Here is a 25,538-nt window from a genome sequence, read left to right on the forward strand (position 1 = left end):
CTTAACTAGGAACAACTTGAAAGCTAACTCTTCTTTTAGCTTTATAATAAAAATGATATGCCACACAAGGTATAACAACTGTCGGCAAACCAAAATAGAAGGCTGCTCTTAAATCATCATTTACCACCATTAAAGCTAAACACAATACTTGAGACCAAATCCCTATAAGAGTTAAAGCAGGGAAAAAAGGTACCTTAAAATGCATCTTTTTATTACTCTTCTTTTTAATTAGTTTTTTTCTAAAGTTATACTGAGACCAGCAAATACATATCCAGCAAAATGTCGCTGTAACCCCAGACATAGCTAGTAAATTTGTAAATGCTACTGTTGTTGAAAACTTAAATGATAATAATAAGAAAAACCACACAGCTATAATATTTATAGTTACTGAATAGTAAGGCACTGATGCGGAATTTAATTTTTTAAATATTTTTGGAGACATTCCAGATTTTGATAACCCATAAAGTGCTCGTGTTGCAGCATACAAACCACTATTAGCACATGAGAAAGCCGCTACTAAGATTACAAATGCAAATATCCCTGCTATGTAATTTAAATGATATTCACGCAATGCTAATGCGAACACGGAATTATCCAAACTCATTTTTTGCCATGGGAAAATAAGTATCAATAAGAAAATAGGTATTATATATAGACCAACTAGCCTTATAACAATATTTCTAGCTATTCTTGGTATCTGCTTTTGAGCATTTTTAGATTCAGTCGCAGCTAATCCAATTATCTCTGTACCTTGAAAATTAACCAGTAACATTACCATTGTAGTTATTAAAATTAGTTTTCCTTTTGGAAAGAAGCCACCTTCTCCAGCTATATATGAACTACCTATAACTTTCCCAGTATCATTTCCTATAAAATTAAAGAATATTAATAAAGCCACTATACTAAACATCATGAGAGCTATGATTTTTACTAATGATAACCAAAACTCTACTTCACCAAAAATTTTAACTCTCATAAGGTTAATTGTGGTTATTAATAGTCCAAATAATGTTGCCCACACCGCATTAGATACTGATGGAACAAATGTGTGCATGATAATACCAGATGCAATACATTCTAGAGGAATATAAACAATCCAGCTAAACCAATAAGCCCACCCCATTCCACATGCTATAGAGGGAGATACAAATTTAGCTGTGTAATATATAAATGAACCAGAATTAGGGATGGATACAGTGAGCTCTGCTAAGCATATAGTAACTATATAAACTATAAACCCTGCTAACATATAGGCAAGAATAGCAGAAGGACCGACCTCTGATAAAACATACCCTGTTCCAAGAAAAAAACTGGAGCCAATTATTCCGCCCAGAGCAATAAGTTCTATATGTCTTTCCTTTAAAGTTTTAGCTAGTCTCACGTCGTTCTATCCATAGTGCAAAACTAACGCTATTGTTTATCAAATTTTATTTTTAAGCAATCAATTTTTTCGTATAAATCGATTATTTTTTTAGCACCAAAATTCTTTAGAATTACGACTCTTAGATTTTATATAGGAAACACTCTTATAAACGTATTTATAGACTTTATAAAATAGGTAGATTTTTTATTTTTTAAGACTTAAAGAACAAAAAATTTTCTATGTTGATTTTCAATTTATTAATATTCTTAATTGAAGATGGCGCAACAAAAATCGTATCATCTCCAGCAACTATACCAATTATTTCAAAACTATTTTTATTATAATCTAAAGTCCGCGCAACTAATTGTGCTGCTCCAGGTGCTGTATCTATAACAACCATAACTTCATTTGCACTCACGTTAATTACTAATGATGAAATATTATCAGTCATTATCGGCGGTGCTGGTTCATTAGGTATTTTATAAACTAAAGCTTTTTTCTCATTTTTAACTTTAATTGCACCAATCTTTTTTAACATTCTATTAACTTTAGACTGACTAGCGCTATAGCCTAAAAGCTCTAAAGTGTCACATATATCATTTTGTGATGAGAACTCTTTACTAAGAATAAGTTGCCTCAAATCATGATATATATCAGATTTATCCATAACATTTTCCCTAAAATAGATAAATTAGCTAATTAACTTACCTTTTATATTATCTAATATCTCTTCCATTTTATAGCTTCTAGCGCCTTTAACGATAAGCTTAGTTTTTTCATCTTTATATTTAGATAATTCTTCTAGTAAATCTTTCTCTAACTCTTTCTTATCTTTATAAAAATGAGTATTTCCTCCAGTTATTTCTGATAAGGTGTGCTTTAAGTTTTCTTCATCACCAAATAAAAATACTCTATCAATATGTGCAGAGTTTATCCAATGCCCCATTTGTTGGTGGTATTCTTTTGCTAAGTCACCTAGCTCTCTCATTGAGCTTATAACTAAAACCTTTTTACCAAGAAATGAAGCTAAATCATCAATCGCTGCATTCACAGATGGTGCACTAGCATTATATGTATCATCAACAACTATTAAATTTTCTGTAAATTTATGGCTAAAAAAGCGTCCTTTATAGTTACTAATTTTCTTAGTATTTTCTAAGAAATCTTCTTCTTTTAATCCTAAAGCTACTAAACATGAGATCGCCAATAAACTATTTTTAATATTATGAATACCTACGGTAGGTAAATAATATTCATATATTTTATTATATATAGATATCTTCACATCATACCCTTGATCTAAAACTCTATAATCATCTATATAAATATCTGCATCTTTGGAAAACATTGAACATGTAACTTTGTTTGAAAGAAGACTTTCTGAGAATTTAGCTAATCTTTCATCATCAATGTTTATAACACAAAAGTTATTTTTGTTAACAGCTTTTAAAAGCTCTCCCTTTTCTTGCATTACACCATCAAGACTTTTTAAGTTCTCTAAGTGGGAGGCTCCTATGTTTGTTATCAATGCGACATCTGGTCTTATTATCTCAGCAGCAGCCTTAATTTCTCCTAGAACGCTTGTACCAGCTTCGATAACAGCAAAGTTAGCTTCTTCAGGTATTTCCAAGATTGTCATTGGCACACCAAGATAGTTATTAAGGTTTCCCTTAGTAAAATGCACATTATAATCAGCTAGCAAAGCAACTATCATTTCTTTAACAGAAGTTTTTCCGCAACTACCTGTTAGAGATATAATTGGCATTTTTAACTCTTGTCTTTTTGTCTCTGCTAATTTTCTTAAAGCTTTTACAGTATTCTCACAAACAATTTGAGGTACATTTATATTTTCTTGTTTCTTAGATACCAGTACAGCAACTGCTCCATTAGCGATAGCATCAGCTATAAAATCGTGACCATCTCTATTAGCGACTATCGCTACAAATAATGTATTATTTTTTATATCACCAGAATTTATAGAAATGTTTTCAATAGTTACATCTCCACCAACATATTCAAAACCTGATTTTTCACTTAATTGTTTTAAAGATTTAATCATACAATCACACCATATTTTGCAATTTTTTCTCGTTCATCAAAGTGCTCTTTGACACCATTAACATCCATATAACATTCATGGCCTTTACCTGCCAATAAAATAATATCTCCTGCTTGAGCATTCTCAATACTATATTTGATAGCTTGTTCTCTACTATTTATATAGATATGTTTATCAGCATTAGTAAAGCCTTTTTTAATATCTGCAAGGATACTATCAAAGCTTTCAAGTCTACTATTATCTTCTGTAACTATTACTTTATCAGCATATCTTTCTGCTATCTCAGCCATTTCAGGTCTTTTTGTAGTATCTCTATTCCCACCACAACCAAACAAACACCAAAGCTTAGTAGACCTATAAGGTATTAAAGCTAATAAAGCCTTTTCTAAAGCATCTGGAGTATGTGCATAATCTATAACTATAACAGCTCCATTTGCTAAAGGAATTCTTTCCATACGCCCTTTTACTGGCTTGATTAAACTTATATTCTCTAAAGCTTTTTTTATACCTATAATATTCTCAACAACTCCAAGACTAAGAGCGATATTCATTAGGTTAAACTCACCTATGAGATTAGTACTAAACTGACCTAAAAATTGACCTTTTAGAAAAAGCTTAAAATTAGTTTGAAGGGATTCTATATTTAACTGCTCTAGATATATATCTGCACTTTTATCCAAGAAACTTACTCTAAAGATTTCTTTAGCTGTTGTTATATCACAAAGTTTTCTACCGTAGTCATCATCTATATTTATAACAGCTCTTTTTAGGTTTTTACCTTGGAATAACTTAGCTTTTGCTAAAAAGTAGTTATCCATAGTTTTATGATAATCAAGATGATCATGACTTAAGTTACAAAATACAGCCATATCGAAATCTAAACCTTTCACTCTGTTCTGATCTAATGAATGAGAAGATACTTCCATAACTAGATTATCAAAGTTTTTATACATTCCTATTTTTTGATAGAGCGATAAAGTATCTAAAGTTGTATGTGTGCTTTCTTCTAAATCTGGATATAAACCATTACCAATAGTTCCTAGAAGAAGTGTCTTACTAGATGCTAAATCTAAGATTTGCGAAATATAATTGGTTATAGATGTTTTACCATTAGTCCCTGTCACACCTATAATATTTTTAGGTTTTTTATAATCATAAAACCATTGCGATAAATCACATAGATTATCTTTCAAGTTACTAACATATCTAACATTTGTGGAATTATCTAAAGCATGATTATCTGTAAGGACAAAAGGTATTCCTCTCGATAAGACTTCTTGAATATATTTATTACCATCAGAAAGGGAACCTTTCAAAGCAACAAAGACAGATTGTTGACAGCATTTACGACTATCTAAAACTATAGATTGAATATTAATATTCTCAATATTCTGAGGACAGCTTAAGTTTAAAAACTTACTAATCTGACCAATAGTTTTCATATAGCTACTTCTTAAAATTAGGAAACCCTAAATCCTCTCTAGTTTTATAATAAAGCTTAGCTACTTCTAACGCTAACTTTCTTACTCTCAAAATATAGCCCTGTCTCTCAGTTACAGATATTGCATGACGAGCATCTAATAAGTTAAAAGTATGAGAAGCTTTTAGTACAAACTCATAAGCTGGGATAGACAAACCTTTCTCAACAAGTCTATAACCTTCTCTTTCTAAGAAATCAAAATGCTTAAATAATTCATCAACATTAGCTTCTTCAAAATTATACTGAGACATCTCTACTTCATTTTGCATAAATACATCTCTGTAGTATAGTGGTCCATTTTGAGTATTTGCCCAAAGGATATCATACATACTATCTACGTTCTGGATATACATAGCTAATCTTTCTAAACCATAAGTAATTTCACCCATCACAGGCTTACACTCTAAACCACCTACTTGTTGGAAATAAGTAAACTGTGTGATCTCCATACCATTTGACCATACTTCCCAACCAAGACCCCAAGCTCCTAGAGTTGGTGATTCCCAGTTATCTTCGACAAAACGGATATCATTTTCTAAAGTATCTATACCAAGCTCTCTGATTGAGTCTAAATATAACTCTTGGATATTATCTGGAGATGGTTTCATCACTACTTGGTATTGATAGTAGTGTTGAGTCCTATTTGGATTTTCACCATAACGGCCATCGGTAGGTCTTCTCGATGGCTGAACATACGCTGCTGTCCACGGCTCTGGACCTATAGCTCTTAGTGTAGTTGCTGGATGAAAAGTCCCTGCTCCTACTTCCATATCTAAAGGTTGAATAATTGCACAACCTTGCTCTGCCCAGTAGTGATGTAATTTTAAAATAATTTCTTGAAATGTAAGCATTTTGAATATTTTTTAGCCTAATTAATTGAGATAAATTTTAACATATTTAAAGATAGAGTTGCGAAAAATGCTTAGATGATATTAATATTTCTCTCTAATACGAAAAATAATAAGATTAGAGTCGTACCCTTTATACTGTTGAAGCAATACAAAATAGTATGTCATTATGTCAGGCTTGTAATACAACACGAACAATATTTGTAAAACTAACAGACCTATCACTTCAGTTTTTTCTTCTTTTTGATATCAATACATGATGACTTGTAATAGTCATCAAGTTCCTTCTTGTTCATTTTTCAATTTTCATGAAACTTCATAAGTTGGTTTTAAATGAGATTTCGATTTGAGAGCTAACGCCCACAACAGAGGCCAAACGTAGTGGAGCGTAGTTTGGTCCCTTGCTTGTGATTGTTAGCTTTTTTGAACCACATAGTTTGCCCTGAATTCCTGGATCTCTGAAACAAACTCCGATCTGTGAATCATTTTATGGCAATTTGAACATAAAACCGCAAAATCATTTACAGGATCAAGAGCCACTCGCTCACCCTTCAGCGAAGACAAAGGAGTTAAATGGTGAGCCTCTATGAACCCTTTGCCAATATCGCCATAACATTTTTCAAAATTGAATCCACATGCCTCGCAAGTATATCCTTTTAGCTTTTTAACCTTCCCTGAGAGCTTCTTGTTACGTTCAATTCGTTTATGTATTCGTATTTTCTGAAGATTTTCAAATTCTAAATCTGCTTCGTCATCTTCGCGTTCAGCCTCGTTGAAGAGACTGGACTCTTTGAAAAAGAGTGAAAAATACAAATGGAGCATTCCAACAAGATCATTTTTCAATTGCCTGTCATCGGGTAACGACTTTGCGTCATAATACAAGCTGACTATTGATCCAAACTCATAAAGCTTAGCCAATTGGGATGTTTGAGAACAAGCGAGATCAATGCGACCCTTTCTATAGTTTCCTTGAACATCGCCCAAACGGGCTAAAAAATCCTTTGCTCTTATTTCTAGTGCATCCTTCGCAGCTGATCCATATTGTTTCTTTACCGTAGTTACTCCCTGATTCAGCGACAAATATAAGCCGCTAAAATCTTCTTTAACCAAATAGACCACATAATATCCATCTTGAACTGTGTCCGTAATAAATTTATCAAGTACTGCCACCCAAGGAACAGCAGCCCAATTTCCTTTTCCAGGGCTACCTTCAACTTGATACCTGGCCTCAAGTTCCATGGACTCCGCGACTTGAACTGGAATCTCATTCCGAATGAAATCCGCTAAAGCATTACCCTTGAAGTCGTGTGATCTTTCCTTCGGATATTCTTCAAGCAATATTTTTAACGCTGCGTTTAAACTCACAAACTCTCCAAAAAGAAGCTAATGCCGCCAGCATGCGCGGCTTTGTAATGAAGGCGCAGCCGCAATGAAAAAGCCGTCGCTGTGCCTGGCATTGTTAAGCATTTACGACCCACGCATTATTGTGCTGAAAGTAATCGAACAAAAATACGGCACGCTCTAAGCCAAATATAGAAAGCTTTAACTCTTTGAATTGCAGGCGATCACTAAAGTCTACACCTAAGCAGCCTATCAAAGCTTGGTTTACTAGAAGCTCATGGGCTGCACTATTTCGATTTTTTACCACTTGCTTGAGCAGCTCAGTGTAATCTCTTCTCAGGCCAACATTTTCAAGCCTCGCCCGCACCTGTCCAAGTGTTAGTTTTTCTGTTTCCTCTTCCGTAAAATTAAACCGTTCTTCAAGAAGTTTTTTAAGCCCAAATTCAAGTATTTGAGCCGTACCAAGATAGATAAAAAAGCACTCCAAAAAGGATTTATGATCATATTTCTCCATTCTTCGGAAAACTTCCTTTTGGACATCATCTATTGATAGTTCTTCTTTGTCATAGATGGTGCTCATAACGTCTCCTTGATGCTTAACGATTATTAATCTACTAATGATAATTAGTATATCATCATGATTTCAAACCACTAAATAAAATAATAATAACAAAACACATAATAGATAGACATTTTAACTACACATAATATTAGTATGATAATTTATTTAATTTTACTTGTGCTCTTCATAATTTTCTCATATAGAAATCACTTACAAACTTTTTATCCCAGCATTTTAAACATACTGACTATATGATAGATAACTCTGAAATATCTTTTATATTTTCAAGACTCATAATTAGCCTATCAAAACCAAGTGCTACTCCTGAGCATTCTGGAATATTATCTAAAGACTCTAAAAGTTTTATATCTTTCTCAAGAAGTTTTTTACCTTGAATTTTTCTAGTCTCTAAATCTTTATCAAACCTCTTTTGTTGCTCTGACTTATCAATAAGCTCATAGTATCCATTTGCAAGCTCAACACCACCACAAAACACTTCAAATCTTGCAGCAACAAACTGATTATTCTTATCCAATACTTTCTTTGCTAAAGCTGATTGATGAATAGTATAGTCATATACGAAATAAACCGTTTTTTCTTGACTAAGCTCTTTTTCAATATTAAAGCTAAACAAAATATCTAAACAATCTGCAATTGTTAGCTCACCTGCTCCTTGAATATCTCCAGCAACTTGTTTAACAAGCTGCAATAACTCATACAAACTAGTTACATGAGGATTTATATTAAAATATTTCTCAAAAGCTTCTTGGTAGCTTATGTACTTAAATTTAAGATCAGGTTTTAGAGATAAAAACATTTGTTTTATTTCTCTCATTAATTGAAAATAATCAATACCAACTCTATACCACTCCACCATAGTAAACTCATGATTATGAAGCTTACCGCAAGGCTCATCTCTAAAAGCTTTACATATCTGATAAATACTACCACTACCTGCAGCTAGAAGTCTTTTCATCGCATACTCTGGGGAGCTTTGTAAATATCTCTTTCCACTGATGGTATCTATACTAAACACATCTATAAAAGGGTCTGTAACACCATAATCATAAGCTAATGGCGTATCTACCTCTAAAACATTTAATTTGCTAAAATACTCTCGCAACTTTGCTAAATACTCTGCTCTTTTTTTTATATTAATTAGACTCATCAAGAACCTTAAGCTTATTAATTTTAGCTATATCAACCATTAAAGTGCCTCTGGACATTTCTAAGATCAATTGCATATCTTTATTTATTCCTTTTGAAATTCCTTTATATACATCTTCACCATCATTGAAACTTATTAACTTTCCGAATGTATAATCATATTTCTCAAATGATTTAATAATTTCCAGTATATTAATTTCCTGATTTAAAGAATTCATTAAATTAGAAATCAGCTCTACTAAAAGCTTAGATGAATTAACTTCTTTATTATTTATTAAAAAAACTGATGTCCAGTCTCTATCAATTTCCTCTTCTAAACTATCTATATTAACGTTTATCCCAACACCAATTATGATATCAAAACTATTTCTAGTTATATTTTTTGTCTCTATCAATATTCCGGCTATTTTCTTATCTTTAAAATAAATATCATTAGGTAATTTAACTTTTAAAAATTTGCGTAAATCTTCATTTATAACGCTTTCTATAGTCTTAACTACTGATATAGCTATTAATAGACTAACAATAGGTAACTTTTCTAAACTAATACTTACTTTTGATGCTAAGGTTGCATATATATTATCTCTACCTGAAGATACCCATCTTGAGCCTCTCCGCCCTTTACCACTAGTCTGCACATCTGTAAAACAAAGGTGATATTTATGAGTGAGTTTTTTTTCTGATAAATATAAATTCGTTGACTCTATCTGAGGAAAATATTCTATATCTATATCCTCTATTTCTTTTAAAGATTTTTCTATAAAACTATAGTCTTTCATTTTGCATAATCTTTATATTTAGAGATAAATTAACGTTACCTAAAAATTCTTCTTTCTGTAACTCATAACAAGCTTTTACATTATCTCCTATAGAAAATTCTTCCGTGGAAATACTATCAGTCGCATTAAACCAAATAGCTTTTATGCTTTTATTTTTCATTCTTAAGACAAGTTGAGCATGACTTTGGTCCTTACCAACAAATCTTATATTCTCTATAGTGAAATCATTACAAAAAACAGGCTTCTCAAACTCTCTACCAAATGGCTCTAATGAATCTATAATATCTAAAGTTTCAAAGTCTAACTCATTTTCAGCAAGTTCAAAATCATAATATATTCTAGGACCTAGCTCAATCTTAGAACTCTCCACTAACTTTGATATTTCTTGCTCAAATAAATCATAAAATTTACTATAATCCTCTTTTCTTATAGTCAGCCCAGCTGCTCCACTATGCCCACCATATTTTATAATTAGATCATTTTCTAACTCATTTATAGAATCCAAAACTTTTTTAATATGGACTTCATCAATACTTCTTGCTGAACCTGATATTAAGTTTTCATCCATCTGAGTTTGTGAAAAAATTATTATTGGCTTTCCAAAAGTATCTTTCAATCTACTAGCAGATATTCCATGCACTCCAGCATGCCCATCATCTAACAATATACATAAAGAATTCTTACTTTCATTAAGCTCTTTTGCTTTATTTAAAGCTTCTGCAGATATTTGTTTCTGAATCTGTTTTCTTTCATCATTTTGTATTTTTAAGCTTTCGAACTTTTGTTCAATATCTTCTTCACAGTCTGAAAGTAAAAAGTTCACAGAGCCTAATGCATCAGCAACTCTACCATCACTATTTAAAATAGGAGCTACTGTAAAACCTATATATTGACTTGAAAATTTTTCTCTTTCAAAAACATCCCAGCATTTTCTTTTATTATTTTTTAATTGCTCAATACCTAACTTAGTAACTATCCTATTATTAAAGCTATTAGCCATACTTACACAATCTGCCACAGTACCAATAGCCACAAAATCTAAAAGCTCAATTAAAGAATGTGTTTTAGACATTTCTCTATTTTCTTCGATAAACTTTCTTCTTAAAGCAGCCATAAAAAGCCAAGCCACATAACAGCCTGCTATAGACTTATCCGGAAATTCACACTCTTCTTGAGTAGGATTTAAAACTGCAACCGCACTTTCTGGTACACCTTCTGGAGGAATAGCATGATGATCTGTAACTATAGTATCTATTCCATTCTGCTTTAGAACTTTTATTCTTGGTTCATCTGTTGAGCCATTGTCAGCTGTAATTATCAAACTTGGTCGAATGTCATCAGTTAAAATTCTATTCATTACAGATTCAGAAAGTCCATAGCCTTCTTTCATTCTATGCCCAATATATGAACGTATTTTCTGTGGATTATATCCAAAGATATTAGTCAAAGCTTCATAGAAAATTGCTTGAGATGTTTGGCCATCACAATCATGATCAGTTTCTAAACCTATCACCTCATTATTAACTATAGCCTGATATAGTCTATCAACAGCTTTGTCTATATCTTTAAATAAAAATGGCGAGGAAATATTTTTAATAGAAAAGTCTAAGCTTTTTTCTAAACTTTCTAGATTATTTATTCTTGTAGCTATTAACTTAGCTTTAAATTCTGGTAATGGTTTTGATAATAGATATTGATAAACTTCTTCATTTAACAATTTCTGTAAAATTAGCATAAATTTACTTTAGCTTTATTCTTAATAATATGATGATCTCTAAACATATTCACACCAGACATAAATAATAACCCTAAAGGTATAGCAAAGAAAATTCCCCATAATCCCCAAATTCCACCAAATATAAGAATTGCTGAAACTACTCCAACAGGATGCATATTTAAAACTTCAGAGAATAAAATAGGTACTAGTAAGTTTCCATCAAGAGCTTGAATTATGAAAAATACTGTTAGCATCCATACTAAAGTCATAGTAAAGCCATATTGTAAGATACCGACCAATACTACTGGAATTGTAATAATAATCATTCCTATATATGGAATAATCACAGATAAACCCACACCAAAAGCTAAAAGAATTGCATAATTCAGATCAAAATATGCAAAACCTACATATGTAAGTATTGAAACAATTATAAATTCAATAGCCTTACCTCTTACATAGTCTGCTAGTTTTGGTTTTAAATCATTCCATACGAAATATAAAGCACCATTCTCTTGTGGTAAGAAAGATTTAAACCACTCGATAATCACAATCTTATCTTTTAAAAAATAGAAAACCATCAAAGGCACTAAAAATAAATAAATCAATGTTGAAAATATTACTGGCAATGTCATCGCTGTATATTGAAGAATATATGATCCCATATTAGAACTAATAGCGTTCCAATCAATTGAATTAACTCTTTCTACAATAGCGTTTATTCTATGTTCTGTAAGAAAATAAGGGTACTTATGAGATAGCTCTTCCAAGCTATGCTTAAAAGTAGTCATAGTTTCTGAAGTTTGTTTGATAAACCCTATAGTTTGACTAACTATAATAGGAAACAAAACAAATATAACAGATAACAATACCAGTAAGAACAATAAATAAACTACATAAACCAAAAAGGTTCTGTTTATTTTTGTATATCTGTGAATAATAGTTACTAATGTATCTAACAAATAAGCTATAACAAGAGCCGCTAATATTGGCGCTATGTAATTGCCCAAAAATGTTAATACTAAATAAAAAAACAACATTAAACCTAAAAAGACTATAGGCTCATTATTTGAATATTTTTTCTGATACCACTTCTTTACTGTCTGTAAAAACATAAATAAAATTTAAAATACATAAATAAAATTAGTAGAATTTTAACAGCTTTTGAAATTTTAGTATAGATGACATATTTTCTTTCAAAATATTTAATCTTAAGTTGCTATGAATTTTATTTAAAGAAAACTAAAGTAAAGATATTATTACTTATCCTAAATTATTAACATCCAAAACAATAGATGTTTATCGACATAGTTACAATAATAAGTTTATTGTTAAACCTAATTTTTGCATACAAGATAGTTAATTATAAAAAATCTGCTTGGATTATATTTATCTTATCAGCAATGATAAATATTTTAGCTGTATTTGCTTACTCAATAATTAATAATTATTTCAATACCTTTATACTAATGTCGATTTTGAATAGCGTTTTTTATATTTTTATTGGCCTATATAGTTACTATATATTTAAAGAACAAATGGTTTCACCATATATACCAAAAAAAGTTAGAGATACAAAAACAATTCCTAAACATCTTGCTTTCATGCTAACTTTTATTGCGACATTCCAAATTGCTTATAATTTAAGCTTTCTAAATAGCTATATATCAACAGAATTAGGAATAATTATATTATTAAAACTTTTCTTATTTTTATGGGGGCTGATTCTAATTGCTAATCGATACTTCATAGGATTCTTATTTCTAAGTATAAATTATGCTTTTATGCTCTTATATAATGTCTATAACCAGTTTTATTATAGTCAATATTCTGAGGGATTATCTATTACAACCATTCTAAGTTCTTTTATTTTCTTAGGTATTTATTGTTTAATATTCTTTATAGGCTATATTAAAAATATTAAGGCTAAATAAGATTCATACTTAATTGTTTTTCTTCATACTCATTTAATCTAACTCCTATTCCCAACAATCTAATAGGCATAGTCTGTTTTATATATATATCTTTTAATAAAATAGTAAAACTATCTAAATTAAATTCTTTTACCTGTTTTGTGATACTGCTTTTAATAAAGTTAGTATCTGTTATTTTAATAAAAATACTACTTATCCTCTTAACATATTCATCAGAAATACGCATACATAATTTTTCATATAAAAATGGAATTTTCTCTAAACATTCATCTAAAGTCTTAAGATCATTGAGATATGTATTCTCAACACTTATTGATTTTCTTATTCTTTCTGAATTTACCTCTCTATTATCAAGACCTCGAGAATATTGATAGAGACTTGAACCTAGTTTTCCAAATTTACTAATTAAAGAATCTAAAGATACCGCTTGTAACTGATAACAATATTCAATACCCATCACTTTTAATTTTTCTTGAGTAACTTTACCCACTCCAAAAAGTTTCTTTACATGTAAATTGTAAATAAAACCATCTACATCCTTAGGCTTAATAACATATAGCCCATTGGGTTTATTAATATCACTAGCAATTTTAGCTAATAACTTATTTGGGGCGACTCCAGCTGAACTTGTTAATCCAGTTTCATCATAAATTCTTTTTTTTATTTCTTGAGCAATTAAAGTAGCACTATTTGAATACTCACTAACATTTGATACATCTAAATATGCTTCATCTAGTGATAATGGCTCAACTTTGTCTGTTATAGAGTAAAATATTTTTCTAATATCATTAGATACTTTTTTATATTTCTCCATATTTGTATTTAGAAGTATAAGTTGTGGACATTTCTCTAAAGCAATGGCTGTTGGCATAGCTGAGCGAATCCCATATTCCCTTGCAATATAATTACAAGTTGAAATCACACCTCTTTTAGGATTTGTTCCACCAACTGCAAATGGTTTATCCGTAAGATAGCTATTTTCTTTTTCTTCAATCTGTGCAAAAAAGTAATCCATATCTATATGTATTATCTTTTTAACTCCGGACATAAGAATTATTTTGAATATTTAAAAGCTTGATATTTATTATACATTCTTTGGACATGCTTATTACTTTTTTGAAAAACATTCTTAAAAGCTTTAGAATCATAGTGTAACAGCTTAAAAATGAGGAAAAAGAAAATGTTATCAGAAAGATTAGTAAAAGCTTTAAACTATCAATTAAATTATGAACTAGAATCAGCAAACGTCTATTTAGCAAAAGCTGGGTATACGGCTTATCTTGGATTAGAAGGTTTTACAAACTGGTTTATGATTCAATATGAAGAAGAAATAATGCATGCAAAAAAAATAAAGAAATTTATTAGTGACAAAGGGGGACGTATAGAAATCAGAAGCTGTAAAGCTCCTAAAAATGATTTTTCTTCCTTACTAGAAGTTTTTGAAGAGACTTTAACTCAAGAACAAGAAGTTACTAAAAAACTTTATGAAATTATGAATATTGCCCAAGAGGAAAAAGAACACTCTACAAAAAGCTTTTTAGAATGGTTTATTGATAGACAAGTTCATGAAGAAGCTACAGTTGGTGATATGATTAATAAAATTAAATTAGTTAAAGACGCTGGCTTGTATCTTCTAGATCAAGAGGCTGGAAGAAGAGCTCTTTAGTACTTCCCTTCTTTTCTGATTAGATAATTTAAATTACCTAGAGCATAGCTTTGCATTGATAAGCTTGTTAAACCAGCATTATCAATTACTTCTTGTAATGTAATTTCACTTGATCCTAGCTTACCTGATTGTTTACCTATTATAACTACTTCATCATTAACATTTATGTCATCAGCATAGTTTGTTATATCAACCATAGTAGTATTCATTGACATAGCACCTATAGTTTTAAATCTTTTTCCATTAATTAATACTTCTTGCAATTTATAAGGAACTCCATTTACTTTTCCAAAAGGTATATTTGCTAATACAGAATCTCTTTCTAAAGTTACTAAACTTCCATAACCTACTGTATCTCCTTTTGAAAAAGGCATTTTTGCTGCAATGTGACTTTTAAATGATAGTAATGGCTTAAGTCCTTCTGGAGATTCTTTTTCTGTTTTTTCACCATATATTAACGAACCTAATCTAATCATATCAAAATGTGACTCTGGCATTCTTAGTGCTGCTGAAGTTGCTGCCATATGCAATATTAGATCATCTCTATTTAATCCACCCTCTTTTATAACCCAGTCTGTTTGGCTTTTAAACTTCTCTATACTTGCTTTTGAACTACTTAAATCATCAGCACCAGCATTAGGGAAATGCGACATTATCCCAACTACTTTTAAGTTTTTTAGAGCTAAAATTTCTTTTAACTCTTTTTTCCCTTTTTCAGAATCTAAATCAACACCATTACGCCCCATACCTGCTGAATTTAAATTTATATGTATCGGCACTACTTTATCATACTCTTTAGCAAATTCATTCATCTGCTCTGCTAAAGCTAAATTACCAACCATTTCATTTATTTCACCATACTTATCAGAGTTCTTCAGAACGTCTTCAATTTCAGAAGGTGTCGCTTCTCTAAGTCTCATGATCGTACTAGTAATTCCCTTATCTCTTAAAGCAAGCATTTCTGAGTTTTCTGTTACGCCGTAATATTGTATTCCTGCTTCTTTAGCAGCATTTGCTAAATTTGAAATACCATAACCATAAGCATTTGACTTCATAACTGCCAGGATTTTAAGCTCTTTAGGAAACATACCTTGAATAAGCTTTAAATTATCATAAAAAGCTTGGCTATCTATCAAGATTTCATTAGGAGAATATGGTGAAAATTTCTTCTCACTATTTTCTGCATAAGCAAGATTCACTGACAATATTAGAGCAGCAAAAAAATAATAATATACAACCTTTAAAACACTTAATTTACGCATAATTTTTCCAAATACTTATTAATATAAAATTAAATTAGATAAGAATAATTATTCTATATTATTTTATCTAAATAGTTAAGAATTCGCATCAAAAATAGGGTTTAGATAATTAGGAGTAATTAAAGTTTTAAACTAAAAAAGGTAATAACAATCTCTGTGTATCTTTATCTCCTAATAGATATGCAGATAAATATTTTGATGAAACTTCAGCATCTTTATTTGCTATCATAGCTTTTAGTTCTGTTTTATCTTTATCTGTTAACTCATAATTATTATTTTGTATCTTACATTCCAAGTCAAAAGGTAATGCTTCAGCATATCCGCCATCATAAGCTTTTTGTATATATAAGCATGCATTATCCCATTCTGAGAAAACTACAGCAGCGACTGCCATAGAATAATAAGCTTCTGCTGTGCCCACTTGAGTTAAACATGACTTTATTAACTTATCATCATTTGCAAATGCTCCTTTAAATGTACAATACATAACTTTTGCATCTTCATTTCCAGCATCTGCACTTTTCTTAATTGGCTGGAGTATTTTTTCATTTACAACATTATCTGAAATATTATTTCTATCAGTAGAAACATAATTAGCCACACCAAGATATAAACCATATTTAGCCGGATCATTTTGATAAAGTTTTTCTAAAGATCTTAAGTCTTTTTTACCTTCTCTATCTTGTAGAGCTTCACCAAGACATACTTCATAAGCATAGTTTGATGTTGATTTTAAATATTCTATTGATGCTTTAGGTTGCTTCTTTGAACAATAATACTGACTATGCAAAAATGACTTTGCAGAATCTATTGCAGAATTTGAATACCCAACACTAAAAAATGTCATTAAAAACAAAGAGAATAATATTTTTTTCATCTATCCACCAGCACAAATATTTTTAACACAATATAACAAAGCGACTTACCCAAACAACACGGCTTTTCAAACATCATAGCAAACTTATTGCTGTTAATCTATAAAGTTAATTAGTGAAAATATTTACTAAATTAGATGAATATATTTATTAACTACGACCAGAACTTATAACCATATTAGAGAAATAAGACTTTTTCAAATTTAACTGACTAAAATCTACCAGTTTCCATTCCCAATTTGGTGAACCAATTTGTCCAGGAGTATTAAATCTAGCATTTGCATCTAATTCTAAAATATCTTGTACAGGTATAATTACATACTCAGCTTCAGTGTTTAAAGCATACTTTAAAATAGCTCTAACTATTTTTTTATAATTAGTTTTAAAACTTCTTTTTAACAACTTTTTATACCATTTACTTTGCTCATTATACCAACCTAGCAAGGTATTATTATCATGAGTCCCTGTATAGATAATAGTATTACTACCATTTGAGAATTCTTTATTAGATAACTTTCTTGGATCAAAATGAAATTGGAAAACTTTCATCCCTTTTAAATTATAATGATCTCGAAGCTCAAATACTTCTTTGCGTAAGTCTCCTAAATCTTCAGCTATAATATTTGCTTTTGGCAACTGCTTATAGATAGTATCAAAAAAGGCATATCCAGGAGCTTCAATCCACTCTCCTTTTATAGCTGTTTTTTCAGCTACTGGAATTTTCCAATAAGTATCAAAAGCTCTAAAATGATCAATTCTAAGGATATCAAATAGCTTAAAACTTCCTTCTAAACGCTTAATCCAAAAATCAAAGTTCGTTTCTTTTAATTTATCCCAATCATAAAGAGGGTTGCCCCATAACTGCCCAGTTTTAGAGAAAAAGTCAGGTGGAACTCCAGCAACAAAAGTAGGTTTCTGATTTTCATCTAATAAAAATAATTCCTGATTTTCCCAAACATCTGCTGAATCCAACCCTAGATAAATAGGAAGATCTCCCATAATTTCTATATTATTTTTATTAGCATAAGCCTTTAGCTCAAACCATTGACAATAGAAAATAAATTGTAAAAATAATTCATAATCTATGCTTTCTTGATATTTTACAAGATCAATATCTTTATTTTTTATCCAGTTTTTATAGGACTTATCCCAACTTGACCAAGTTTGATTATTATTGATTTTTCTAAAAGTTTTGAAAATAGCATAGTCTAAAGCCCAAGAATTATCTTCTATAAAGTTTTGATAATCTTGCTCAAATCTCTCTTTTTTAAGTTTTTTAAAATTACTAAAAGCTTTTTTATATAAAGCATTTTTATGCTCTCTAACTAAATCATATTCAACTTTATCTAAGTCAATATTAAATTTTTCAATATCAGAGCTATTTAGTAATCCTTCTTTAATTAACTGATCAATTCCTATATAGATCTCATCACCCGCAAAAGATGAACTTGATTGATATGGAGAATTACCAAACCCTAATGGAGTAAGAGGAAGAACCTGCCATATCTTAACTTTCATTTCTTTTAAGATATCTACAAACTCATAAGCCCTTTTTCCTAAATCACCTATTCCAAAGTCACTAGGTAAACTAGATATTGCTAGTAAAACTCCAGCTTTTCTCATAAATTTAATTAACCTTCCAAATATCTCTATTATATTCAGCTATAGTCCTATCAGAACTGAAAAATCCAGATTTAGCTATATTAACTAGACTCATCCTCAGCCAATGCTCACGATCTTCATAATCTGCAAACATTTTGTCTTTTACCTTAATATATTCAACTAGATCTATTAATGTCATAAACCAATCTTTGTTTAGGATTTCATTAAATAATCTTTCTAGCTTAGTTTTATTACCAATTGCCAATAATGTTGGAGAAACTATAAAATCTACTACACTCTTAATAATCGGATTATTATAGTAATCTCTAGATTTATATCCACTAGTTTTATATAAATTAATGATAGTGTCACTATCTTTACCAAAGGTGTAAATATTGGCGCTTCCTACTAATTCAGCAATCTCAACATTTGCCCCATCCATAGTACCTAGAGTAATTGCTCCATTAAGCATAAACTTCATATTACCTGTACCACTAGCCTCTTTAGATGCTAAAGATATCTGCTCTGAGATGTCTGTAGCTGGGATCAGTTTCTCTGCAACACTAACATTATAGTTCTCAACGAATAATACTCTAATATATTGATTAACTTCTTTGTCATTATTGATTAATTCTTGTAAACATAGAATAAGATGAATTACATCTTTAGCAATAGTATATGCAGGAGCAGCTTTACCGCCAAAAATGAAATTTATTGGTCTTTTAGGTTTTGGATAAATACCAGACTTAATCTCTAAATACTTATGAATAATATATAATGCGTTCATTTGTTGGCGCTTATATTCATGGATACGTTTGATTTGAGTGTCAAAAATTCCATTCTCTAAAAGATCTATACCTGAGTAATAACTAGCGAATTCTATAAACTGCTCTTTTTTAGTCTTTTTAATCTCATCTAACTTTGCTAATACTGCTTTATCATTATGATAAGCTAACAACTTATCTAATTTTGTTGAATCTTTTATAAAATCTTTTCCAATTAGACTTTCTAGATATGTTCTTAATTCTGGATTTGATTGTAATAACCAGCGTCTAAATGTAATTCCATTTGTCTTATTATTAAACTTACTTGGATAAATATCATTAAAGTTTTTTAACTCTGTATTTTTAAGAATATTTGTATGAAGAGCTGCTACTCCATTAACACTAAAACTATAGTGAATACAAATATGAGCCATATGAACACAGTTATTATCATCAATAATTGCTAACTCTGGAGCAGCATATTTGGCTTTAACTTTTTCATCCAGATATTTAATAATATCTATCAATTTTGGAGAAAGAACTTTCTCTAGATAATGTAATGGCCATTTCTCTAAAGCCTCTGCAAGTATAGTATGGTTAGTATAAGCTGTTGTTTTACTAACCAAATCAATTGCTTTATCTATATTTATACCTTTCTCTACTAGCTGACGAACCAATTCTGGGATTACTAGTGTTGGGTGAGTATCATTAATTTGTATAACAGCATGCTCTGGTAAATTCTCTAGTTTATACCCTTTTTTAGTTATATCTGAAAAAATCAATTTAACAGCATTGCTAACCATAAAATACTGTTGGAAAATTCTTAACAAATGTCCAGCTTCATCACTATCATCAGGATATAAGAAAAGTGTCAAGTTTTTAGCAATTTGAGTCTTATCAAAAGTAATTCCATTATGAACTATACGTGGATCAACAGTCTCAATATCAAATAAACATAATTTATTTACAAAACCATTATCAAACCCCACTATATCAATTTCACATAACTGAGATTGAACACTGAAGTTATTGAAATTAATTTTATAGCCAGTTTCTTTTTTATTTAACCAACCTAATTTTTCTATCCAAGGATTTGGTTCTTCATTTTGGCAATGATCTTTAAACTTCTGTCTAAATAAACCATTATGATAATTTAAGCTGATGCCAGTTGCAGGAATAGATAAAGAAGCTATAGAGTCTAAAAAGCATGCTGCTAACCTACCCAGCCCACCATTACCAAGAGATGGCTCTGGCTCAAACTCTTCTACTTGTACTATATTTTTACCATTATTTTGTAATATTTGGCAAACCTCATTGTAAACACCTAAATTAATTAGATTACTTATAAGCATTTTACCAATTAAAAACTCACTAGAAATATAATAAACCTTCTTTTTAAAGTCTTGCTCTGGTAGTTTATTTGTCTGATTTTTAACATAAGAAAGTAATGCATAATATAAGTCTTGATCATTAGCTTTACTAACTTCACAATTTAGTATTTTTTCGATAGATAATTTAATCTGATTTATTTTGTCCATAATAATTAAAACCTTTTATAAGAAATTTATTTTTAATAAGACTATTAAATTTATTTTTTAGAATATAATGTCACTAAAATATTTTCCATACAAGAAATATAGATTTTTATTTTTCTTTGCTAATTAATTGTTCATAGATATCAAAGATTTTTTCAGCTGCAGAATCCCAACCAACTTGTTGTTGCATTGCGATCTTTCTGACTTTTTTCCACTCTGCTTTTCTATCGTATAATGCAAAAGATCTACGTACTGCAAGTATAAAGTCTTCTATACTAAATTTGTCAAATACAAATCCAGTTGCTTCATCAGCTGCTAAATTTTCTAATGACGAGTCAGCTACTGTATCAGCTAATCCACCAACTTTATGAACTAATGGTAATGTACCATATATCAATCCATATAGTTGTGTAAGTCCACAAGGCTCAAATCTTGAAGGTACCAATATCACATCAGAACCTGCTATAATACGGTGTGCTTGTTCTTCATCATAGCCAATTTGAACTGCAACTGATTCAGGATACATTTTTGCAGCAGATTTAAATGCTTCTTCTAATGCAGTATCGCCACTTCCAAGTAGGACTATCTGCCCACCTCTATTTAATATTTCAGCTAAGCCTGTAATTACAAGATTCAACCCTTTCTGTTCTGTCAAACGACTTACTACACCAAATAAAGGTGCATCATTCTGAACTTTTAAGCCTGTCATCTGTTGAAGAGCAGTCTTACATTTTAGTTTTCCTGCTGCAATTGTAGTGCTAGAGTAATTCGCATCTATATAAGGATCTTTTATTGGATTCCATACTTTTGGATCTACTCCATTTAATATCCCATATAAATCATATTTACGATTTGATAATAAACCATCTAAACCACAACCCTGCTCTTGTCCTTGTATTTCTTTAGCATACGTTGGACTAACAGTAGTAATCTTATCAGAGAAATATAGCCCTGCCTTTAAAAAGGAAACTTGACCGTAAAACTCTATTCCATCCATACCTAAGAAATAATTTGGTAAATCTAAATCTGAAAAAACACTTAATGGGAAAACCCCCTGATATGCCAAATTATGTATAGTAAAAACAGACTTTACAGCTTTTATACCTGTAGCAATTTCAGTAGCTTTTAAATAAGCTGGGACTAAACCTGCATGCCAATCATGCCCGTGAATTATTTCAGGTTTCCATTGAGAGTCTAAGCCATCTGCAAGCCTCGCTGCTACCCAACCCAATAATGCAAACCTTAGATAATTATCAGTATATGGCTGATTTTTTGAATCTGTATAAGGATTACCTGGACGATCATATAATCTAGGAGCGTCAATTATGTATATATCAATTTTAGTATCAGGGATCTTAGCTAAATATATAGAAATTCTATCTGCTCCAAATTTTGGTGGAAGTTCTATTAATAAGCTTTTTTTCTTTACATTATTCATGAATGCTGGAAAGCCAGGAACTAAGACTCTACTATCAACTCCTAATTCAGATAAAGCTGGAGGTAATGCTGCAGCAACATCTGCCAAACCTCCAGTTTTTAATAGTGGATATAGCTCACTACAAACATGTAATACACGCATAATAACCTCTTATTTCTCAAGAGCTGTTAGCATCTGCTTAGTTACTAACACAACCCCAGTCTCTGTTCTAAAAAATCTTTTTGCGTCTTCCTTAGGATCTTCCCCAATAATAGTTCCTGCAGGAATTTCACATCCTCTATCAATAACAACTTTACTTAAGCGACAGTCCTCACCAATCTCAGTTTCTGGCATGATCACAGCTTGATCAATTACGCAGTGTGAAGCAATCCTAACATTTGAAAACATTACTGTCTCAGAAATACTTGAGCCTAAAACAATACATCCGCCGGAAGCTAATGTATTTGAGATAATCCCATCAACACCATCACTATCTGGAACAAATTTTGCTGGTGGAAGTTGCTCTTCTGCTGTCCAAATTGGCCAGTCTTTATCATAAAGGTTTAATTCTGGCATATTTGCAGCTAAATCAAGGTTTGCTGCCCAAAAAGAATCGATAGTACCAACATCTCTCCAGTATGATTTTAAACCTTCTCCACGTGGTACACATGACATACCAAATGGATGAGCTAAAGCTTCTTTCTTACTTACCGCTTTAGGAATAATATCTTTACCAAAATCATGACTTGATGAGCTATCTGCCAGATCCTCTTCGAGCATGTCATATAGATAGTCTGAGTTAAATATATATATGCCCATACTAGCTAAACAAGTACTTGAATCGCCTGGTATAGTTGGGGCATTACTTTTTGGCTTTTCTATAAAGTTTGTAATTCTACGATTTTCATCTACACCCATAATTCCAAAAGCAAATGCCTCTTCTTTAGGAATTTCTACACATCCAACTGTACACTTATAACCACTTTGTACGTGATCTCTTAACATTACAGAATAATCCATTTTATAAATATGATCCCCTGCTAAGACAATCACATATTCTGGACTATATGAACGTAAAATATCTATATTCTGATACACAGCATCTGCTGTACCACGATACCAATGCTCTTCATCCACACGTTGTTGAGCAGGTAGAAGATCTATAAACTCATTTAGCTCACCTCTTAAAAATCCCCAACCACGTTGTATATGGCGCAATAATGAGTGAGATTTATATTGAGTAACTACTCCTATTCTACGAATACCTGAGTTTAGACAGTTTGAAAGAGCAAAATCAATAATTCTGAATTTACCACCAAAATAAACTGCTGGTTTTGCTCTAGTATCTGTTAAATTATAAAGACGTGAACCACGTCCTCCTGCTAAAACTAAAGCCATCGCTTTCTTATAGAGCTGATGTGTTGAGTTATTAGGATTGTTCATTTTATTAACTCCTTAAAGGTTAGCTACAATCAAGTTACCACTGTTGGCTCACTCATTCCAGTAAGTGATTTAATTTTTGTTAAATCTTCAGCTATTTCAATTAAATCAGCTAAAGCTTTTTGTGTAGAAATATTAGCTTTTTCATGGCTAGCTTCATATTTTTCTAAATATATTCGTAAGGTTGCACCTTGAGTCCCAGTACCAGAAAGCCTAAACACAATACGTGAGCCATCTTCAAAAATAATTCTTATACCTTGATGATTTGAAATAGAGTTATCAATAAGATCTTTATAACTAAAATCATCTGCTATTTTTATCAAATTATTTTTATATCTACATCCATTAAGTTCTGGCAACTTTTCTCTTAGCTTTGTCATAATTTGATTAGCTATTACACTATCAATAGCCTCATAATCATGTCTTGAATAGAAATTACGACCAAATTTTTTCCAATGCTCTGTTACAAGTTCATCAATGTTCTTATTTGTTGCAGCAACCAAATTAAGCCAGAATAAAACAGCCCAAAGACCATCTTTTTCTCTAATATGATCAGATCCTGTTCCATAGCTTTCTTCACCGCATAAAGTAATTTTTCCAGCATCTAATAAATTTCCAAAAAACTTCCAACCTGTTGGCGTCTCAAAACATGGAATATTTAAATACTCTGCTACTCTGTCTACTGCGGTTGAGGTTGGCATGGATCTCGCCACTCCTTTAATACCTTTGTTATATCCTGGAATTAACTGAGCATTAGCTGCCATTATCGCTAAACTATCTGATGGAGCAACATCAATTTTCTTGCCAACAATCATATTTCTATCAGCATCACCATCTGACGCTGCACCAAAATCACTAGCCTCACCACTTCTCATATGTTTAACTAAATCAGCAGCATTTACAGGATTTGGATCTGGATGATGTCCACCAAAATCTTCTAATGGCTCGCCATTTACAACAGTTCCGGCTGGAGCATTTAGCATCTTCTCAAAAATGTATTTAGCATAAGGTCCTGCAACTGCACTCATCGCATCAAATCTAACAGTAAAACCATTAGCAAAAAGTTGACGAATTTTATTAAAATCAAATAACTTTTGCATTAACTCAGAATAGTCTAATACAGAGTCTATTACTTCAATTACTGTATTTTCTATTTTATAAGTTCCTAATTTATTTAGATCAACTGATTCTTTAGGAGCATCACTTATATAATACTTTTCAATCTTTTGTGTCTCTAAAAAAATCCTTTCAGTTATTTTCTCTGGAGCTGGACCACCATTTCCAGTATTGTATTTTATTCCAAAGTCTCCATCTGGACCACCTGGATTATGACTTGCTGACAATATAATCCCGCCAAAAGCATTATATTTACGGATTACACAACTTGCAGCTGGAGTTGAGAAAATCCCATTATGACCAACTATTATTTTAGAAAATTTATTAGCTGATGCCATACGAATAATAGTCTGTATCGCAACCTTATTATAATACCTACCATCACCACCTACCACTAAAGTCTGTCCTGATATATTTTCTAAAGAATTAAATATTGATTGAACAAAATTCTCTAAATATCCAGGCTGCTTAAAAGCAGTAACTTTATTTCTTAGTCCAGATGTTCCAGGTTTTTGATTAGGAAAAGGTTTAGTTGATATTGTCTGAATTGTCATACTTTAGATTTATCCTAATAATTTTAATTAAAAAATTAACAACTTAATAATCATATT

The 25,538-nt window shown here is 30.9% G+C and carries 21 protein-coding genes; 2 read left to right on the forward strand and 19 right to left on the reverse strand.

Translation table 11 applies throughout. From position 1 onward, the window contains the following. Position 1: 1 nt before the first annotated feature. The 11 genes from DNK87_RS02875 to DNK87_RS02925 form a co-directional block, all read right to left on the reverse strand. Positions 2–1,381 (reverse strand): amino acid permease, encoded by a 1,380-nt coding sequence (locus tag DNK87_RS02875; RefSeq protein ID WP_119330293.1) that lies wholly within the window; start codon positions 1,379–1,381, stop codon positions 2–4. A 193-nt stretch (positions 1,382–1,574) separates the two neighbouring features. Continuing rightward, positions 1,575–2,030 carry an arginine repressor gene (locus tag DNK87_RS02880; RefSeq protein ID WP_119330292.1) on the reverse strand — a complete coding sequence of 152 codons (456 nt, stop codon included), beginning with the start codon at positions 2,028–2,030 and terminating at the stop codon, positions 1,575–1,577. Between the two features lie 24 nt (positions 2,031–2,054). Next, entirely contained in the window at positions 2,055–3,422 is a 1,368-nt protein-coding gene (locus tag DNK87_RS02885; RefSeq protein ID WP_119330291.1) for a UDP-N-acetylmuramoyl-tripeptide--D-alanyl-D-alanine ligase, read from the reverse strand. Further along, entirely contained in the window at positions 3,419–4,864 is a 1,446-nt protein-coding gene (locus DNK87_RS02890) for a UDP-N-acetylmuramoyl-L-alanyl-D-glutamate--2,6-diaminopimelate ligase (RefSeq protein ID WP_119330290.1), read from the reverse strand. The genes DNK87_RS02885 and DNK87_RS02890 overlap by 4 nt, the downstream gene beginning before the upstream one ends. 4 nt (positions 4,865–4,868) lie before the next feature. Then, positions 4,869–5,753, reverse strand: a complete 885-nt coding sequence (gene glyQ, locus DNK87_RS02895) for a glycine--tRNA ligase subunit alpha (protein WP_119330289.1) — start codon at positions 5,751–5,753, stop codon at positions 4,869–4,871. A 411-nt stretch (positions 5,754–6,164) separates the two neighbouring features. After that, the gene (locus tag DNK87_RS02900) at positions 6,165–7,115 is read right to left on the reverse strand and encodes an MrcB family domain-containing protein (RefSeq protein ID WP_119330288.1); all 951 of its coding nucleotides are present in this window, start codon (positions 7,113–7,115) and stop codon (positions 6,165–6,167) included. A 94-nt stretch (positions 7,116–7,209) separates the two neighbouring features. Continuing rightward, a complete protein-coding gene (locus DNK87_RS02905) occupies positions 7,210–7,671 on the reverse strand; it encodes a hypothetical protein (RefSeq protein WP_119330287.1) in 462 nt (153 codons plus the stop codon). A 229-nt stretch (positions 7,672–7,900) separates the two neighbouring features. Further along, entirely contained in the window at positions 7,901–8,821 is a 921-nt protein-coding gene (epmA, locus tag DNK87_RS02910) for an EF-P lysine aminoacylase EpmA (protein ID WP_119330286.1), read from the reverse strand. Next, complete coding sequence (locus DNK87_RS02915) at positions 8,808–9,599, reverse strand: biotin--[acetyl-CoA-carboxylase] ligase (protein ID WP_119330285.1); 792 nt, start codon at positions 9,597–9,599, stop codon at positions 8,808–8,810. Before DNK87_RS02915 ends, epmA begins: the two co-directional genes overlap by 14 nt. Further along, positions 9,586–11,334 carry a single-stranded-DNA-specific exonuclease RecJ gene (gene recJ / locus DNK87_RS02920; protein WP_119330284.1) on the reverse strand — a complete coding sequence of 583 codons (1,749 nt, stop codon included), beginning with the start codon at positions 11,332–11,334 and terminating at the stop codon, positions 9,586–9,588. Before recJ ends, DNK87_RS02915 begins: the two co-directional genes overlap by 14 nt. Beyond that, positions 11,328–12,431: an AI-2E family transporter gene (locus tag DNK87_RS02925; RefSeq protein ID WP_119330283.1), complete on the reverse strand. Its 1,104-nt coding sequence runs from the start codon at positions 12,429–12,431 to the stop codon at positions 11,328–11,330. The genes recJ and DNK87_RS02925 overlap by 7 nt, the downstream gene beginning before the upstream one ends. A 180-nt stretch (positions 12,432–12,611) precedes the next feature. Here DNK87_RS02925 and DNK87_RS02930 point away from each other — a divergent pair, with 180 nt between their 5' ends. Then, entirely contained in the window at positions 12,612–13,250 is a 639-nt protein-coding gene (locus DNK87_RS02930) for a hypothetical protein (protein ID WP_119330282.1), read from the forward strand. Here DNK87_RS02930 and dinB read toward each other — a convergent pair. Then, positions 13,243–14,298, reverse strand: a complete 1,056-nt coding sequence (dinB, locus tag DNK87_RS02935) for a DNA polymerase IV (RefSeq protein ID WP_119330281.1) — start codon at positions 14,296–14,298, stop codon at positions 13,243–13,245. The genes DNK87_RS02930 and dinB overlap by 8 nt on opposite strands. 132 nt (positions 14,299–14,430) lie before the next feature. On the opposite strand from dinB, the gene DNK87_RS02940 reads away from it, so the two are divergent. Beyond that, complete coding sequence (locus DNK87_RS02940) at positions 14,431–14,916, forward strand: ferritin (protein WP_119330280.1); 486 nt, start codon at positions 14,431–14,433, stop codon at positions 14,914–14,916. On the opposite strand, the gene alr is transcribed toward DNK87_RS02940, so the two are convergent. The 7 genes from alr to DNK87_RS02975 form a co-directional block, all read right to left on the reverse strand. Continuing rightward, on the reverse strand, positions 14,913–16,178 hold the full coding sequence (gene alr / locus DNK87_RS02945) for an alanine racemase (protein WP_119330279.1): 1,266 nt from the start codon (positions 16,176–16,178) through the stop codon (positions 14,913–14,915). The two genes, DNK87_RS02940 and alr, sit on opposite strands and share 4 nt — an antisense overlap. A 127-nt stretch (positions 16,179–16,305) precedes the next feature. Further along, positions 16,306–17,055 carry a hypothetical protein gene (locus tag DNK87_RS02950; RefSeq protein WP_119330278.1) on the reverse strand — a complete coding sequence of 250 codons (750 nt, stop codon included), beginning with the start codon at positions 17,053–17,055 and terminating at the stop codon, positions 16,306–16,308. A 148-nt stretch (positions 17,056–17,203) separates the two neighbouring features. Continuing rightward, entirely contained in the window at positions 17,204–18,676 is a 1,473-nt protein-coding gene (gene malQ / locus DNK87_RS02955; RefSeq protein ID WP_119330277.1) for a 4-alpha-glucanotransferase, read from the reverse strand. A 4-nt stretch (positions 18,677–18,680) separates the two neighbouring features. Next, entirely contained in the window at positions 18,681–20,957 is a 2,277-nt protein-coding gene (glgP, locus tag DNK87_RS02960) for a glycogen/starch/alpha-glucan family phosphorylase (RefSeq protein ID WP_119330276.1), read from the reverse strand. 106 nt (positions 20,958–21,063) lie between these two features. Next, positions 21,064–22,533 carry a glycogen synthase GlgA gene (gene glgA, locus DNK87_RS02965; RefSeq protein ID WP_119330275.1) on the reverse strand — a complete coding sequence of 490 codons (1,470 nt, stop codon included), beginning with the start codon at positions 22,531–22,533 and terminating at the stop codon, positions 21,064–21,066. Between the two features lie 9 nt (positions 22,534–22,542). Further along, positions 22,543–23,814: a glucose-1-phosphate adenylyltransferase gene (gene glgC / locus DNK87_RS02970; RefSeq protein ID WP_119330274.1), complete on the reverse strand. Its 1,272-nt coding sequence runs from the start codon at positions 23,812–23,814 to the stop codon at positions 22,543–22,545. Positions 23,815–23,843: 29 nt separating this feature from the next. Further along, entirely contained in the window at positions 23,844–25,481 is a 1,638-nt protein-coding gene (locus tag DNK87_RS02975; RefSeq protein WP_119330273.1) for an alpha-D-glucose phosphate-specific phosphoglucomutase, read from the reverse strand. Positions 25,482–25,538: the final 57 nt, after the last annotated feature.

Origin of the sequence: Pseudofrancisella aestuarii (assembly GCF_003574475.2) — a bacterium.
GTDB lineage: Bacteria > Pseudomonadota > Gammaproteobacteria > Francisellales > Francisellaceae > Francisella > Francisella aestuarii.